This window comes from Sinorhizobium fredii USDA 257 (assembly GCF_000265205.3).
Classification (GTDB): Bacteria; Pseudomonadota; Alphaproteobacteria; order Rhizobiales; family Rhizobiaceae; genus Sinorhizobium; species Sinorhizobium fredii_B.
In genome coordinates, this window is sequence record NC_018000.1 from 4,617,013 (window position 1) to 4,632,161 (window position 15,149).

At 62.2% G+C, this 15,149-nt stretch carries 16 protein-coding genes and 1 other RNA gene; 12 read left to right on the top strand and 5 right to left on the bottom strand.

The genetic code is table 11. The features are described from left to right. Positions 1–66: 66 nt before the first annotated feature. On the top strand, positions 67–498 hold the full coding sequence (locus USDA257_RS21660) for a gamma-glutamylcyclotransferase family protein (protein ID WP_041414517.1): 432 nt from the start codon (positions 67–69) through the stop codon (positions 496–498). Positions 499–537: 39 nt separating this feature from the next. Here USDA257_RS21660 and USDA257_RS21665 read toward each other — a convergent pair whose 3' ends face one another. Genes USDA257_RS21665 through USDA257_RS21675 form a run of 3 tightly spaced genes read right to left on the bottom strand, consistent with a single transcriptional unit; the run spans position 538 to position 1,275 of the window. Further along, complete coding sequence (locus tag USDA257_RS21665) at positions 538–756, bottom strand: hypothetical protein (protein ID WP_014765113.1); 219 nt, start codon at positions 754–756, stop codon at positions 538–540. A 50-nt stretch (positions 757–806) separates the two neighbouring features. Then, entirely contained in the window at positions 807–1,049 is a 243-nt protein-coding gene (locus tag USDA257_RS21670) for a hypothetical protein (RefSeq protein WP_014765114.1), read from the bottom strand. A gap of 19 nt (positions 1,050–1,068) precedes the next feature. After that, positions 1,069–1,275, bottom strand: a complete 207-nt coding sequence (locus tag USDA257_RS21675) for a hypothetical protein (RefSeq protein WP_041415503.1) — start codon at positions 1,273–1,275, stop codon at positions 1,069–1,071. 399 nt (positions 1,276–1,674) lie between these two features. Here USDA257_RS21675 and ssrA point away from each other — a divergent pair. The 4 genes from ssrA (at position 1,675) to USDA257_RS21690 (ending at position 3,301) form a co-directional block, all read left to right on the top strand. After that, positions 1,675–2,032: a transfer-messenger RNA gene (ssrA, locus tag USDA257_RS34455) on the top strand. A 198-nt stretch (positions 2,033–2,230) separates the two neighbouring features. Next, entirely contained in the window at positions 2,231–2,749 is a 519-nt protein-coding gene (locus USDA257_RS21680) for an SspB family protein (RefSeq protein WP_014765116.1), read from the top strand. A 16-nt stretch (positions 2,750–2,765) separates the two neighbouring features. Next, positions 2,766–2,975, top strand: coding sequence for a DUF4169 family protein (locus tag USDA257_RS21685; RefSeq protein WP_014765117.1), 210 nt, complete (start codon positions 2,766–2,768; stop codon positions 2,973–2,975). 95 nt (positions 2,976–3,070) lie between these two features. Then, positions 3,071–3,301 carry a ribbon-helix-helix domain-containing protein gene (locus tag USDA257_RS21690; protein WP_014765118.1) on the top strand — a complete coding sequence of 77 codons (231 nt, stop codon included), beginning with the start codon at positions 3,071–3,073 and terminating at the stop codon, positions 3,299–3,301. Between the two features lie 40 nt (positions 3,302–3,341). Here USDA257_RS21690 and USDA257_RS21695 read toward each other — a convergent pair whose 3' ends face one another. Together USDA257_RS21695 and USDA257_RS21700 are read right to left on the bottom strand one after the other, a co-directional pair. Beyond that, positions 3,342–7,073 (bottom strand): AsmA family protein, encoded by a 3,732-nt coding sequence (locus tag USDA257_RS21695; RefSeq protein WP_014765119.1) that lies wholly within the window; start codon positions 7,071–7,073, stop codon positions 3,342–3,344. 63 nt (positions 7,074–7,136) lie between these two features. Further along, positions 7,137–8,543 (bottom strand): FAD-binding oxidoreductase, encoded by a 1,407-nt coding sequence (locus USDA257_RS21700; protein WP_014765120.1) that lies wholly within the window; start codon positions 8,541–8,543, stop codon positions 7,137–7,139. 483 nt (positions 8,544–9,026) lie between these two features. Here USDA257_RS21700 and USDA257_RS21705 point away from each other — a divergent pair, with 483 nt between their 5' ends. From USDA257_RS21705 to USDA257_RS21735, 7 genes are all read left to right on the top strand, one after another. Next, entirely contained in the window at positions 9,027–9,467 is a 441-nt protein-coding gene (locus USDA257_RS21705; protein ID WP_014765121.1) for a DUF1772 domain-containing protein, read from the top strand. Between the two features lie 225 nt (positions 9,468–9,692). Continuing rightward, entirely contained in the window at positions 9,693–10,892 is a 1,200-nt protein-coding gene (locus USDA257_RS21710) for an ABC transporter substrate-binding protein (protein ID WP_014765122.1), read from the top strand. 119 nt (positions 10,893–11,011) lie between these two features. Then, on the top strand, positions 11,012–11,878 hold the full coding sequence (locus tag USDA257_RS21715; RefSeq protein ID WP_014765123.1) for a branched-chain amino acid ABC transporter permease: 867 nt from the start codon (positions 11,012–11,014) through the stop codon (positions 11,876–11,878). A 4-nt stretch (positions 11,879–11,882) separates the two neighbouring features. Further along, complete coding sequence (locus USDA257_RS21720) at positions 11,883–12,869, top strand: branched-chain amino acid ABC transporter permease (RefSeq protein ID WP_014765124.1); 987 nt, start codon at positions 11,883–11,885, stop codon at positions 12,867–12,869. 2 nt (positions 12,870–12,871) lie between these two features. After that, positions 12,872–13,651, top strand: coding sequence for an ABC transporter ATP-binding protein (locus USDA257_RS21725; RefSeq protein ID WP_014765125.1), 780 nt, complete (start codon positions 12,872–12,874; stop codon positions 13,649–13,651). Between the two features lie 3 nt (positions 13,652–13,654). After that, entirely contained in the window at positions 13,655–14,377 is a 723-nt protein-coding gene (locus USDA257_RS21730) for an ABC transporter ATP-binding protein (protein ID WP_014765126.1), read from the top strand. A 9-nt stretch (positions 14,378–14,386) separates the two neighbouring features. Next, positions 14,387–15,142, top strand: coding sequence for an aspartate/glutamate racemase family protein (locus USDA257_RS21735; RefSeq protein WP_014765127.1), 756 nt, complete (start codon positions 14,387–14,389; stop codon positions 15,140–15,142). The last annotated feature ends 7 nt before the right edge of the window (positions 15,143–15,149 follow it).

A 15,149-nucleotide genomic window follows, 5' to 3' on the forward strand; every position in this document is an offset into this window, starting at 1 on the left:
GTGCGAAGGACCGCGGAACAGCCGGTAGCCTTACGTGTTGGGAGGACCAACGCTCGGAGCTTACGCTTGATAGCCACACCTCAGCTCGTCTTCGTCTTCGGCACATTGAAGAAAGGCTTCCCACTGCACAGGCGGCGCGGCCTGGCCCATGCCAACTTCATTGGGCTTTATCGCACCGCCGCGAGCTACCCGATGTTGATCGCCGGTCCCTGGTTCGCCCCGATGATGTTTTTTGAGCCGGGCTGTGGCTTGCGTGTCAGCGGCGAACTCTATCAGGTCGACCCCGCTACGCTCGAGCGTCTCGATCGCATGGAGTCCATCGGCAGGCCGGGCAATTTCCGGCGGCGTATACGCATCGTGCCGAGGCGGCCGGGCCGCAGTTGCCGGGCCCTCGCCTATTTCAAGGCGAGGTTCCTGGCTGCCTCGCTCCACAGCGGATATCTGCGATCCTATGAAGACAGACGCTTCGTGCCGCCATGGCGTCGTGAAGCTCCTTAACGTCCGTGCGCCGGACGCGCGCCTGTTCCGACAGGCCGCCTATTTCGCAGGCCGCCGGTTACCGGCATGATCCTGGTATTGCTCTGTCTTCGTCGCGTTCTGGTCGAGGCCTCGCGCTTCTGAGTGTTGTGCCTTGTCGCGGTTGGACAGGACATCGTTCTCGCCAAGCATCCCTTCTTTCAGGTCTGTCCGGGCGCCGCTGCCGGCGCCCTTTCCCTTATCCGGTTTTCCCATGTTCTTGCGACTGGCATTGGCCATGGCCATCTCCTTTCGCCGTAAAAACTTTCGAATTTGTCGAACCCGGCGATCTATCGGCCGGTGTCCTTGTGGTGCCTGCTTTCCTGGTTTTCTCCTCTCAGGATGCTGCGGTCATTCTCCTCGCGCGCATCCGCATGCGCCGTGTCGAGCTTGTGCCCCTTGCGCTCGGCCCTGCGCAAGGCATCGGAACGTTTGAGCTCCGCTTCGGCATCGAAGTCCTTGCCGGCATTCGATGTGTTCTCGCGGCCTTGAATGATACGTTGCTGCTGTTCGTGCGTCTTCCTGCCGACCATGATCAGATCTCCTGATTGCTCATTTGTTCGTTCGGCCGCGGTGGCCAGGATTCGCGCCGCCTTGGGGCGTCGGGTCGTTCGCCACATCGCCTTCGATCGTGTTGTCTCGCTTGAGGCTTTCGTATTCCGATGGTCCGCGAATGCCCTTGGATTGACCGATTCCGGGATCCTGCTTGAGGTCCTTGTCGCTCGGCCGCTTTGTTTTCGGATGCTTGGAAGATGTCATCAGCGTGCCCTTCCCTTCCTGCCGATCTTGCCGCACCAACGAGGTCGTGGCCCGGTCTCCCTTTTTAACCGGAGCCGGCAGCGAATGTTCCGAGAATGGCGCGCCTCGCAGAAACGAACACGGAAGCGTTTCCGTCCACTTGCGATTAGAGTTTTGAGGAGAACGGGGATTGAAAGGATGACGATGCGCGAGGTCGGTGTCGACGTCTCGACAAAACCCTGCACGAGACGAGTGCCTGGCTCCGGAGGATCTTCGCCATGCCGCAGGGTAGGCGCCCGAGCAAGGGGGTGGGTAATGCCCCATCCCCTTGCCTCTTCCGATCACTCTTTTCGAGCATGTCAAGCAATTTGGAGGCGGCCGCGGACGGCGAGAACTATCGCCCTCATTTCCCTTTCCCCACCCCTTTTCTTGGGCGTCGGAAAGACCTATATGACAGAAGCCGTCTTCGGGCGGCTATGGCAATAAACGGGCGATGCAATAAACCCATTGGACCCGGGGGCGGTACCCGGCGCCTCCACCAAAAACCGGTCGGCTGGACCGGCTTTTGATGGGGGCGAAATAGGATCGACAAGGGCGTAAAGATCGACTTTTTGCTCGGCATTGTACCACCGTTATCGGGCTAAACTTATAGTTGCAAACGACAACTATGCTGAAGCACGTCTCGCTGCCTAACGGCGGTGCGGCACTTCAAATCAAGCCCTTCCGGGTAGCACCGTAAGGCGGGGTCCGAAGGCACCTGGCAACAGAAGCCTTCACCTTCTCCCCCGTGCTGAAATGGTCTATAGATGCCTCGATAATTGACTCGTCACAGACAGACGGGCAATGAGACGAGAAACGGCTAGGGCATTCGCCCTTACGCCGACAGCCCGAACAGGGCATTGAATTGCTGTATGAAACGCGATTTCGATCCGAGCCATCATGCGGTACAGTGAGTTTGAAGAGAGACGGGGATCACATGGGCCAGGACCACATCCGCTACGACATTCTGGCGCAGGACGCGCTTCGCGGCGTCATCCGCAAGGTGCTGACCGAAGTTGCCGCTACCGGCCACTTGCCTGGTGACCACCATTTCTTCATCACCTTCCTGACCGGGGCTCCCGGCGTACGCATCTCCCAGCACCTGAAGGCGAAGTACCCGGAACAGATGACGATCGTCGTCCAGCATCAGTTCTGGGATCTGAAGGTTTCCGAGACCGGATTCGAAATCGGCCTCTCCTTCTCCGATACGCCGGAGAAGCTGGTGATTCCCTTTAATGCGGTCCGTGGTTTCTACGATCCATCCGTAAATTTCGAGCTCGAGTTTGATGTCGCCGCCGGCGAGGAAGACGAGTCGGAATCGGCGGAGATCACCGCTTACCCGGTCAGCGAAGCCGATGAGCCGACTTCGCAGAATGGCCCCGAAAAGCCGGGCGACAGCCCGAAGGGCGGCGGCGGCTCGGTCGTCTCGCTCGATTCCTTCCGCAAGAAGAACTGATCACTGGAGCGTCGTAATGACCGGCGACGTCGTCAATCTGCGTCAGTTCCGCAAGCGCCAGGCCCGGGCCGAGCGCGAGAAGCAGGCCGAACAGAACCGGCTTTCATTCGGCCGAACGAAAGCGGAGAAGTCCCTCACGACGGCGTTGAACGAAAGGGCATCGAAGACGCTTGATCAGGGCCGCTTGGAGGCGCACCGGCCTGTCTCGGACGGGGACGAGGACTGACCCGCCCGAACGGAAAAGCGATTCTCCCACAAGGGCTTGGAAACGTTTCCGGAATCGGTTTGCCAACGCGCTCAATCGACTTGTGAGGCCAGGGGATGATCGCCAAGCATTCGGCGACACTGCACGGACACCGCACCAGTTTCACGCTTGAGGAACCCTTTTGGCAGGAACTGAAGTCGATCGCCAAAAGCCGCGGCCTGCCGCTCGCGCGATTGATCGCGGAGATCGACGACGGCCGCGACCCCGACGGAAACCTGTCCTCTGCATTGCGGCTTCACGTGCTCGCTTGGATCAAGGCCAAGGCAAAAGCCGCGAACGCCCTTTGAACTGCCGGGCTTCGGTCGCCTGCAAGCTCCATTCTTAGACCTACCGCACCGTGATGTCGGGCAGCATGTCGAAGTTCAGCCCCTGCCCCGCTGGCGGACCTGCGTTCTGCCTGGCGGGGGGTAGCGCATTCCGCTGAACGTCTTGGGCCGGCGCTCCTTGAGGCGGCGCAGCGCGCGGCGGGAGTTGCCGCAAGCGCTGGCGTTCCTCTTCGGCCATCCGGCGCGCGGCTGCTGCCTCGGCCTTCATCCGCGCCGCTTCCACCGCCGCGGCCTGGCGTCGGCGTTCTTCAACTATCGTCCGCCGCCGCTGGAGCTCGCGCCCGGCCGCCCGTGCCCTGTAAAGCGCGACCTCGCGGCGCAGGCGCTGCTTTTCAAGAACGTTCGCCTGCAGTATCTCCACCCGCCGGCGCTCCCGTTCGTAAGCACGAAGCGACAGGAAATTGGCAAGGTCGGTGACATCCACGCTGACACCCGGCGCCGCAAGGAGCCCGGCATAGCCGAAACGCACGCGCGGCTCGGCGCCGGCAAGGGCCTCTTCGCCTGGCCGGAAGGTAAGGTCGATCGCGCCACTCATGCGTTCGGCCGGAAGGTCGAAGGAGACTTCTCCGGAGAAGGCGGCGTTGCCGTCCGCAGCGGTTACGTTCTGCGCCCTGACGGTCCCACCGGCGATGCTGAAAGGCACCTTGACCGCACCGACGACCGATTGCCCGCCGAAAAGAATGTCTTCAGCGGCTTTGCGGATGGCATCCGGCGAGATCTCGGTTTTCATCGCGTCGGCCGCTGCCATCAGCTGCGGCAGCGCCGCCGTGTTGATGCCATTGAGCGTCACGCCATTGAACGTCGCCGTTCCCGAACCACTGACCGAACTTGCCATCGCCTTCGGTGTGGCACCTGAAGCTTCCATCGCGACGGAAAGGTCGAAACGACCGGTCGCCACGGGCCCGTTCTGCCGCGCCCAGCCGGCAGCAGCCAGATCGCCGCCCTTCAGGTCGAAGCGCGAGCGCAGGAAACCCGAGCCGTTTGCATTGCCCACTTGCAGCCGCCCCTCGAGCTTGCCCCCCAGCCAGTCTCCCGCCGCATCGGTCAAGGCGACCTCATCGCCCTTCCATGCGAGCTTTCCGCTGAAACCGGCAACGTCACCATAGAGCCCGGGCCAAAACCGCTTCGCCGTGAGGTCGAGGGCGACATCGAGACCGGTCCAGGCGGGCTGTGCCAGCGGCGCCGTCGACAATCCGCCGACCGAGGCGTCGTGAACCTGTCCGAGAATCCCTTCGCCCAGCCAGCCGAGATCGAGCATATCGAGCGCCAGTTCGCCTCGCGCCGTCCCCTGAATCTTGCGGTCGATGGTCAACGCCCCGGTAAATCCGTTCTGGTCGGCTTTGCCTTCGATGGCCGAGAACGCGACCTTCTCCGGATCGGCAACGAAGTCGGCGGACAGCTTCATTGGCAGCCCGCTGCCCATCTGCGGCAGTGCGATGCCTTGCAGCAACAAATAGGGCTCGAAATCCTCCGTCTGCAGCGTCAGCTTGCCCTGCCCCTCCAGATAGTGATCGCGCGAAAGGTCGACGGTACCCTTGGCGGCGACCTGCGTCTTTTCGGTCGTGAAGGTCAGCGAGCCATTCGCCTGGGACCCTTCCGTGCTCTGCAGTTTGACGGCGAGAATACCGTTGGCGTCCGCATCGAACGGCAGCGGGTCGAGTCCGGCCTGGCCGAGAAGAACGGGGGTCTGCGGGTTCTCGAGCGTCGCCTCCAGCAGCATGCCTTTGCCGGCAAGGGCCTGCGCGACGTCCGGCGCCTGGTAGCTGGCGGCAATCTTGCCGCCATTGGCTGTGCCGATCACCCCGAAGGTGAAGGGCGCGTTCCCCTCCTTGCTGCCCGCCGTCAAGGTCATGTCGAGGGCCGCGTCCGAATAATAGGGCCCGGCCTTGACCAACCGGGCCAAGGCCGGGTGAGCGATCGTGTGCCGTCCGACCAGTTCCAGGAATGGCGTCAGCTCCTCGGCGGCAAGCTTCATCTTCGCCGAAATCACCGGCTTCTCGAAGCCGCCGCTCATGCGACCGGAAAAGGCGAGCTGGGCGCCGGACAGATCACCGATTGCCACCCGTTCGGCCTGCAACTGACCGTTCTTCAGCGTCAGGACCGCCTGCACCTCGCGCGCCTCCTCGCCGAAGGCGGAGAACGTCTCGGCGGAAAGTTCGGCGGCGATGGCATGACTAAGCAAGGTTGCGGTCGAAGCATCCCCGGCGACGAGACCGGCCAGCGCCTGCAGCGCCTCCAGGTCGATACGGTTGCCCTTGAGCTGCAGCGACAGCGTCGGCTGCTGTTCGGCAAAGGACTGGCGCTCCAGCCTCCCCTTGAGCGTCGCCGGGCCCGCAGCCACTTCGAGCTTTTCGAATTGCTGCAGGGTGTCGGTGAGATTGACGGTCGCGGCAAAGCCCGCCGTCTTCAGCTGGCGGATGGCGGGGTCGACCGAGCCGGCCAACCAGTTGGCGAGCCCCGACGGTTGGTTCGAGGCGACGACGATGTCGCCGCGAAAGGCGCGCTGTCCCTTGAGGTTCAGCCGGCCCTTGGCCTCGAGTTGGGTACGGCCGGGCAGGAGCGCCACCGCGTTGTCGATGACCCAACCCGCACCGTCAGGCCTGACATCGAGACGAATGTCGCGCACCGTGGTGTCGCCAATGACGATTGCCGGAAGTTTCAGGCTCGCACGGCCGGGCACCTGCGGAACGGGAATATCCGCCGCGATCGCCATCATCCTTTCCACCCGCTGTCGCAGGGAAACAGCCGGATCGCGGCCGGTCTTGCCGCCTCGGCCGGAATTGCCGATGCGGCTGACGTCGATCTGCTGCCCGTCGGCGATCAACAGGAACTTCTGATCCTTGCCGGTGTCGAGCGTTGCCTCGCCGGTGACGATATAGGGATCGTCCGGCGGGCCCACTTCGAAGTGATATTCCGGCACGCGGATGCTTTCATTGGTGAGCTGGAATTCGCCGTTGATGCGCAGCGCCCGGGCGGTCTTCGCCTCGTCGGCCGGCCGATTTTCCGTCAGCGTGAACCGGCCCGCGTAGAGCGGCCTGAAATCGACGACCTTGAGTTCGCCCTCGAGTTCGACCCCGAAGGGCCGCTTGTCCGGCGTCAGCCGCGCCCGGAGGCCAAGCGCCCCTTCCTCGTTTACCGCGTTGCTCGTGAAGGAGAAGCTGCCCGCCTCGCCATCGAGCGCGGCACGGCCCTCGACCTTCCAGGGACCCGCCAGCGAGCGTGCCGAGACATCGGCGGAAAGGTCGCTGACACGGCGCGTCCGCCCGGTCTGCTCGTCGACGAACTCGATCTCGCCGTCGGCGATCTCGACATTTTCCAGCACCACGGTGTTGGCCGGGATCGCCGCGCGCGGCCCACGCGCCCAATCGAGCGTACCATCCGGCTGCAGCCGCAGTCTCGCCTTGGGGCGGTCGAGGCGCATATCGAAGATCAGCGCCTCGCCGCTCAGAAACGGTGCGAGTTCGGCGCTCATCGAGAACTGGGCGACCTGAATCAACGGCGCCCCGCCGTCTTCAGCCCCGACGCGCACGTCATTGAGCGTCACCGTCGGGAAGGGAATGAGGCGCGCATCGACGCTGCCGTGCACGACCACGGGCTTGCCCATGATTCGGCTCGCCTCACGCTCGAAATCGGTGCGGAAATCGGTCCAGTTTATGAACAATGGTGCGATCAGCGCCACGAAGAGCGCGACAACCAACAGGCCGCCAATGATTACGAAGATTCGCGCCAGCACCGTGTCACATTCCCATCTGTTCCGTTCGCGCCCCTCTTGCGAGTTTCATCCCATCCGCCTGGATCACGCAAAAATCTTGCCTGGGTTGAAGATGTTGTCCGGATCGAGCGAACGCTTGATCTGCCGCATTAGATCGAGCGCCCCGCCAAGCTCTGCTTCCAGGAACGGCATCTTGCCCTGGCCGATCCCGTGCTCACCCGTACAAGTACCATCCATCGACAACGCGCGGCTATTCAGCCGTTCGACGAAGGCCTCGACCCGCGCCACGTCGGCGGCGTCCTTGTCGTCGAAAAGCACGCCGACGTGGAAATTGCCGTCGCCGGCATGGCCGACGATCGGCGCGATCAGCCCATGTGCCGCGATATCCTCGTGTGTCGCCGCGACGCAATCAGCAAGACGCGAAATCGGCACGCAGACATCGGTCGCCAGGATGGCGGCGCCAGGCTTGAGGCTCTTCTGGGCCCAATAGGCGTTGTGCCGCGCCTTCCAGAGCTGCGCGCGCGCTTCCGGGTTGGTGGTCCAGACAAACCCTGTAGAACCGAATTCCGACGCTATTTCGGCGAACTGGCGTGATTGCAGCTCGACGCTCTCGGCGCTGCCATGAAACTCGACGAAGAGCGTCGGCGTCTCGGCATAGTTCAGGCCGGAATAGGCGTTGCAGGCCCTCATCTGCAGCGCATCGAGCAGTTCGATACGGGCCACCGGTATCCCGGACTGGATCGTCAGGATGACTGCGTTGCAGGCGTCGGCAATCGTCGGGAACGGGCAGACGCCGCCCGATATCACCTCCGGAATGCCTTGCAGGCGCAGGGTGATCGAGGTGATGATGCCGAGCGTTCCCTCCGCCCCGACGAAGAGCCGCGTCAGGTCATAGCCGGCCGAGGACTTGCGGGCCCGGTGCGCGGTTCTGATTTCTCGTCCCCCGGCGACGACCGCGGTGACCGCAAGCACGTTCTCCTTCATGGTGCCGTAGCGCACCGCGTTTGTCCCGGAGGCACGCGTCGAGGCCATGCCGCCGATCGAGGCGTTCGCGCCGGGGTCAATCGGAAAGAAGAGGCCCGTGTCGCGCAGATAGGTGTTTAGTTCCTCGCGCGTCACGCCCGGCTCGACGGTGCAGTCAAGGTCTTCGGCATTGACCGAAAGGACGCGGTTCATCCGCATCATGTCGACCGATATGCCGCCATGGGGCGCATTGACATGGCCTTCCAGCGAGGAGCCGGTGCCGAAGGCGATGAGCGGCACGCGATGCGCCGAGGCGACCTCGACGATCGCGCGGACTTCGGCGGCGTTTTCGGGAAAGACGACCGCGTCCGGAAGCTGTGCCGGGATGTAGGTGGTCGTGTTGGCGTGCTGGGTCCGGATTGCCTCTCCCGTCTGGAAGCGATCACCGAACCGTTCACTGAAAAGCGCCTTGGCCGCAGCGATCCCGCTTTCGTTCCTCGACCCTGCCTTGATCGCCTTCAACGGCACGACATGTCCCTTCCCATGCGACGTACACCCTGACAACGCAGATCGTCGCAACGTTTTGAACGCCCGCACAATCTATCCTCAATTCGATGCCGAATTAAGGAATTATGTGGTCGCCGCATGCGGAAAGGCTCCGGCTGCCCACCCGCATGCGAGAATCGATCGCGACGGCCACGAGCCCTCCGGCAACCGTCTTGATATGGCCGTTCCCCGAAGAGGCTCAATCGACCTCCCGGCGGCCAACTCCCAGCGCCGATCGCGAAGCGCTTTCATTTCAAGGCGCTACTGTGCAAATCGGAATCGGTTTGTCCAGCAATTACGTCATCCCATGCGGTTCACGCACATCAAATCACCGGCGCTGATACCGGCTTGTCACAGCCCCCGCAGCGCTTGCGCAACGGAATATTGGCGGACGGCCATCGGCCTATAATGCAGCTTTTGTTTGCGAGGCCTTCGGGTATCATGTCTGAAAACGGGAGAACGTCGATGTTCGGCCTGCTCGCTTTGCTCACGGCATCCGTCTTCTTCGGCGCCGCCATCTATATCAACATTGCAGAACAGCCAGCCAGGCTTCGTCTCGACCACCGCGCCGCCCTCGCAGAATGGGGCCCGGCCTATCGCCGCGGCTTCGAGATGCAGGCTTCGCTGGCCATCATATCGGGCCTCCTCGGCGCCGCCGCCTGGTGGCAGAGCGGCAACGCCCTTTGGGGCCTCGGCGCGGCAGTCATCATCCTGAACTGGCCCTATACCCTGCTGCTGATCATGCCGATCAACAACCGCCTGGAGAACACGGCGCCGGACCAGGCGAGCGAGGCGACCCGCGAGCTCATCATGCGTTGGGGCAAGCTCCATGCCGGACGCAGCGCCCTCGGCGCTGTCGCGGCGGTGATTTATCTCATCGCCGCTGCCGACGGAATGTCGAGCTGACGTCCTGCATGGACTGACGCATATCCTTGCGACTGACCCAACCGCGTCCGTTTTCTCACATCTGCTTAGTGCAACGAGTTTGCTGGCTCTTCAGCGCGTTCGGTGAGGCGCCGTTAGTTTTGTATACAAAAGTTCGCAGAAAAGTTGACAATAATGTATTTTAGGATTTCCCTTACTCATCCGCATCGCGACAGCGCGCGCAGGATCGGAAAGATGGGGAGTGAGATGATCAACAGACGCTCGACATTGAAATCGCTGGCGCTTGGCGCCGTTTCGTTGCTCGCAATAACGGCCGGAGGTACTTTCTCCGCGCAGGCCGAGAACAAGGAACTCAAGATCGGGTTCGTCGGTGTGACCAGCGGTCCCGCCGCGGCTTGGGGGACATCGAATGTCCGCTCGATGCAGACGCGTGCCGACTGGCTGAATGAGACCGGCGGCGTGAAGATCGGCGACGATACCTACAACATCACCATCGTCACTTTCGATGACCAGAAGGATCCCAAGCGTGCCATCGCCGGCATGGAGAAGATGGCCCAGGAAGGCATCCACTATGTCGTCGGGCCAAATGTCGATGACGGCGCGGCCGCTGTCCGTCCGGTGGCGGAGTCCAAGGGGATAATCTATTTCCCCTACGCTTTTCCAAAGGCACTCTACACGCCGCCCGCCTCCAACGCGGTGCTTGGGATGGTCGCCAACTATCAGTCCGGGCCTGCGATCTACAAATACCTGAAAGAAAACAAAGGCGTGAAGAAGGTCGCGTTCATTGCCGCCAATGAATCCGATCCCCTGAGCCAGCGCGACAGCGGCGTCGCCGCCGCAAAGGAACTCGGGCTCGAAGTGGTTGCCGAGAAAGATACATACCAGAATGACACCCGTGATTTCACGCCGGTGCTGACGCCTATCGTCCAGTTGAAGCCGGATCTGCTCGTGCTCTCCGGCGTCGCTCCGGCAAATGCACCGCTCTTGATCCGCGCGGCGCGGGAGCTCGGCTATGAGGGGCTGATCTCGGCGGAAACGGCGCAGGACGCGACCGTGCTGCAGGAAGGCGCGGGCGAGCTCGCTAACGGCTTCATCTCGGTCGGTGGAGCCTCGACGCCGGAAATCCGCACGCCGGTGATGGAAGAGTTCATCGATCGGTACACCAAGAAGTTCGGCGAGTACAACGACGAGTCCAACACGAAGGTCTATGCGCTCGAATACATTATCGAAACGCTCAAAGCGAACCCGAAGGCGGTCGATAACGTAGACGAGTTCAAGAAGACGATGGACACCTTCTCGGCGCCCAATCCCTACGCCAAGGACAGTACGCTGAAATATGTCGGCACCACCTCGTTCGGCCAGAAGCGGCAGCTCTCCGTGCCGATGGTTGTCACCGAGTTCAAGGACGGCGCCTTCCAGACGCTGTTCGTCGGTGAAGTCGACTGACATACGCCCAATGAAGCAGCGATAGGGGCGCGGACGAGACCCAACCGGTTCGGCCGCGCCCTGGCACCTCAATCGAGCGCTCGGCAGTGCCCGAGTCTTCATCGGCTGGATCCGCCGCCATGGAACAGGTGATTGCCAACGGACTTTACCTCGGCGCTCAATACGCGCTGATCGCGCTTGGGTTGACGCTGATCTTTGCACTGATGAACGTGCTGAATTTCGCGCACGGGCAGATGTATGTGCTGGGCGGCTTCGTGACATACACGATCTATGGCCAGCTGAAGCTGCCTTTCGTCGTTGCGCTGATTTGCTCGGGCGTGACCCTCGCGGTCATCGGTGCGCTCATGGAAAGGTTCCTCTTCCGGACGGTAATCCGTCGCAGCAAGCGCGAGGAAAGTACGATGCTGCTTGCGGCGGCGACGGCGTTTTTTCTGGATGCCGTCATGCTGCTTCTTTTCGGCGAGAAGCAGCGCGGTGTACCTAAGATCATCAGCGGCGTCTTCGTCTCCGAGAGGGTAATCCTGCCCTACGACCGCATCCTCGTCGGCGTCATCGCCATCCTGATGATCGCAGCCTTTATGCTCTTCATGCAGTACAGCAAGCCTGGCCGCGCTATGCGGGCATTGGCGCAGGATCGCGTCGCCGCCCAATTGATGGGCGTTAAGGTCGAGCGCTATTCGATGATCGGCTTTGCGTTGGGCGCCATGCTTGCAGGGGTCGTCGGCGGATTGCTCGTCAGCATCACCGGTGTCAATTCCGGCATCGGCGGACCGATCTCCATCAAAGCCTTCCTGATGGTCATGATCGGTGGCGCCGGGGTAGTCGGCGGCGCGATTGCCGGGGGTTTCATTCTCGGCATGATGGAATCCGTCGGCCTCACCGTGCTGCGCGAATATGGCGACATCACCTATCTCGTCATTTTTGCCCTGCTGATGATCTTCCTGAGCATCCGCCCCCACGGGCTGATGGGAAAGCCGTGGGGCTGATCTCATGCGCAAGACTCGAACCGCCATCTTCAAGATCGTTTCGGCAGTGCTCTTTCTGCTCTGCCTGCTCGTCGCAGTACCGCTACTGATCAACGCCACCGGACGAAGCGATCTCTATTACACGCTGACATCGGTCGCGCTGCTCAGCATCATCAGTGCGGGCGTCTGGATCACCTTTTACATCGGTCGAATCAATATCGGCCAGGGCGCCTATGCGCTGATGGGAGGCTATGTCTCCGCCATTCTGGTCATGAAGTACGATACGTCCTTCTGGCTGACCTTGCCGTTGGCGGGCCTCTTCTGCGCCGCCGCGAGCGTACTCATCGGGCTGCCTATCCTGCGGCTGCGCGGCGTCTATTTCGCCATGGTGTCGCTCGTATTGACCGAAGTTGCACGCCTTCTCGCTCTCGCCCTGCCGATTACCAACGGCGCCAGTGGCATCGTCAGCATTCCGCTGCCGTCCCGCCTCAGTCTTTTCGGCCTCACACTCATTCCGGATTTTGCGACATTGGCAAATCCTCGCCTGGCCTTCTACATCGCGTCCGTGCTGCTGATGGCGCTTTGCTTCCTCGGCCTCTATCGACTCGCCCACTCGCGTATTGGCCAGCTTTGCCAATCACTGCAGCAGAACGAGGAGCTCGCTTCGTCGATCGGCGTCAACATCGCCTATCTGCGCGTCGTCGCCTATGCGCTCTCCTCGTTCCTCGGCGGCGTCGGTGGAGCGATGTTCGCCTCGATCTCCCAGTCGATCTATCCATCGAGCTTCACCGTCGCCGATTCCGTCAATTTCATGCTCAACTGCTTCCTCGGCGGTCTCGGTTACGTTCTAGGACCGATGCTTGGCACCTTTGTCCTCTATTTCGGCTGGGATCTGCTGTTCCAGACGGGTGAATTCCAGTTGCTGATCTTCTCGACGGTGCTGATCGTGCTGATACTGGCGCTGCCGAACGGCCTCCTGAGCCTGGCCCTGCCGCGAAAGAGGAACCTCTAGCGATGCCGGATATCCTGGAAATCCTTGCGCTCACCAAGCGTTTCGGCGGCCTTGTCGCGGTAAACGACGTCTCCTTCTCTGTCCGCGAAGGCGAGATCCTCTCGGTCATCGGGCCGAACGGCGCCGGCAAGTCGACCTTGTTCAAGCTGATCTCGTCCTTCCTCAAGCCCACCGACGGCGAGGTGCGCTTCAAGGGAGAGCGCATATCCGGATTGGCGCCGCACATCACCGCTCGCAAGGGCGTGGTGAGGACCTTCCAGGAAACCACGATCTTCAAGAACATGACCGTGCGAGACAACGTCGTGACGGCCCATCATCTGCGCTCACGCGCCAGCCTTGCGGGCTTCTACTTCGCCAGTGCTGCCGCGCGCACCGACCTTGAGGCGTTCGGTTCGTCGGCGGACGAAATCCTCTCCTTCCTCGGCCTTGCGCCAATGGGCGGCGAGATCGCCAGTACCCTACCGCATGGCCATCTGCGCGCGCTCGGCATCGCGATCGCGCTCGCTACCAATCCTTCCGTCATCCTCCTCGACGAACCTTTTGCCGGGATGAACCACGATGAGACCCGGCGTGCGGTCGAGATCGTGCGCAAACTCCGTGAACGCGGCATCACGGTGCTCCTGGTCGAGCACGATATGCCGGCCGTCATGAATATTTCCGACCGTATCGTGGTGCTCAACTTCGGCCAAAAGATCGCCGAGGGCACGCCGGCCGAAATCCAGCAGAACCCTAAGGTGATCGAGGCCTATCTCGGTGCCGAAGACGAATCGATCGGAATGTAACCCATGGAACCGCTGCTCAAATTCGATGGCGTCGAGCTCTATTACGACCACGTCTATGCGCTGAAGGGCGTCTCCATTGAGGTCCATGAGGGCGAGACCGTCGCGCTGATCGGCGCCAACGGCGCGGGCAAGTCGTCCATCCTGCGCGCCATCACCGGCCTGCGGAAAATCCGCAAGGGCGAGATCCGCTACCACGGCAAACGCATCGACGGGGTCGCCCCTGACGAGATCGTTCGGATGGGCATCTCCATGGTGCCCGAGGCCCGCCGTGTCTTTCCTTTCATGACCGTGCGCGACAATCTGCTGATGGGCGCGTTCACCCGCAGCGATAAGGCCGAGATTCAGCGGAGCGTCGATATGGTGCTGGCGCGCTTCCCGCGTCTCAAGGAGCGATATTCGCAGCAGGCCGGGACGATGAGCGGTGGCGAACAGCAGATGCTCGTCATTGGCCGGGCGCTGATGGCGCGCCCGCGTCTACTGCTGCTCGACGAGCCGTCACTCGGCGTCGCCCCTAAGCTGGTTCAGGACATTGCCCGTTCGATCGTGGCGATCAATCGCGACGAAAAGGTCAGCGTCCTGCTTGTCGAACAGAACTCGCGCATGGCTCTGCGCATTTCGCAGCGCGCCTACGCACTGACGACCGGCAAGGTGGCGCTCAGCGGTAAGTCGGCCGAGTTGCTGAGCGACGAACGGGTCAGGCATCTTTATCTCGGCGGCGAATTCTAGGCGGGTGACATGCGCATTCTCGTTATAAACCCAAACACCACCGCTTCAATGACCGACAAGATCGGCACAGCGGCGCAGGCTGCGGCCTCGCCGGCAACTGAGATCGTGGCGGTGAACCCCGAGGACGGCCCCCCGAGCATCGAGGGTTATTTCGACGAGATCTTCGTCGTGCCCGGCATCATCGCCGAAATGGCAAAGGCGGGCCCAGTCGATGCCTATGTGATCGCCTGTTTCGACGACACGGGGCTCGACGCGGCGCGCTGCGCCACGGAAGCGCCGGTGATCGGCATCGGGGAGGCGGCCTTCCACCTCGCCACGCTGGTTGCGGGCAAGTTCAGCGTCGTCACGACGCTCGCGCGCTCGGTGCCGGCGATCGAGCACAACCTGTCGAAATATGGACTCGCCGCGCGCTGTGCCAAAGTCCGCGCGTCGGACGTGGCCGTTCTGGATCTCGAGTTGCCGGGCTCGGACGCGCGCCACAAGATTTCCGCCGAAATCGCGCGCGCCGTCGTCGAGGACAAGGCGGAGGCAATCGTCCTTGGTTGCGCGGGAATGGCAGATCTCGCTCACGCTCTCTCGATCGAGCATGGAGTACCGGTGCTCGACGGGGTGGCCTGCGCCGTCAGGCTGGCGGAGACGGTATCGGCGCTCGGGCTCAGGACATCGAAGATCGGCGGCTATGCCGAACCGCGCGCGAAACAATTTTCCGGACGTTACGCGCCATGGTCTCCGCCGATAGGAAAGAAATCGGTCGGCGCCCCGTAGGCCGACT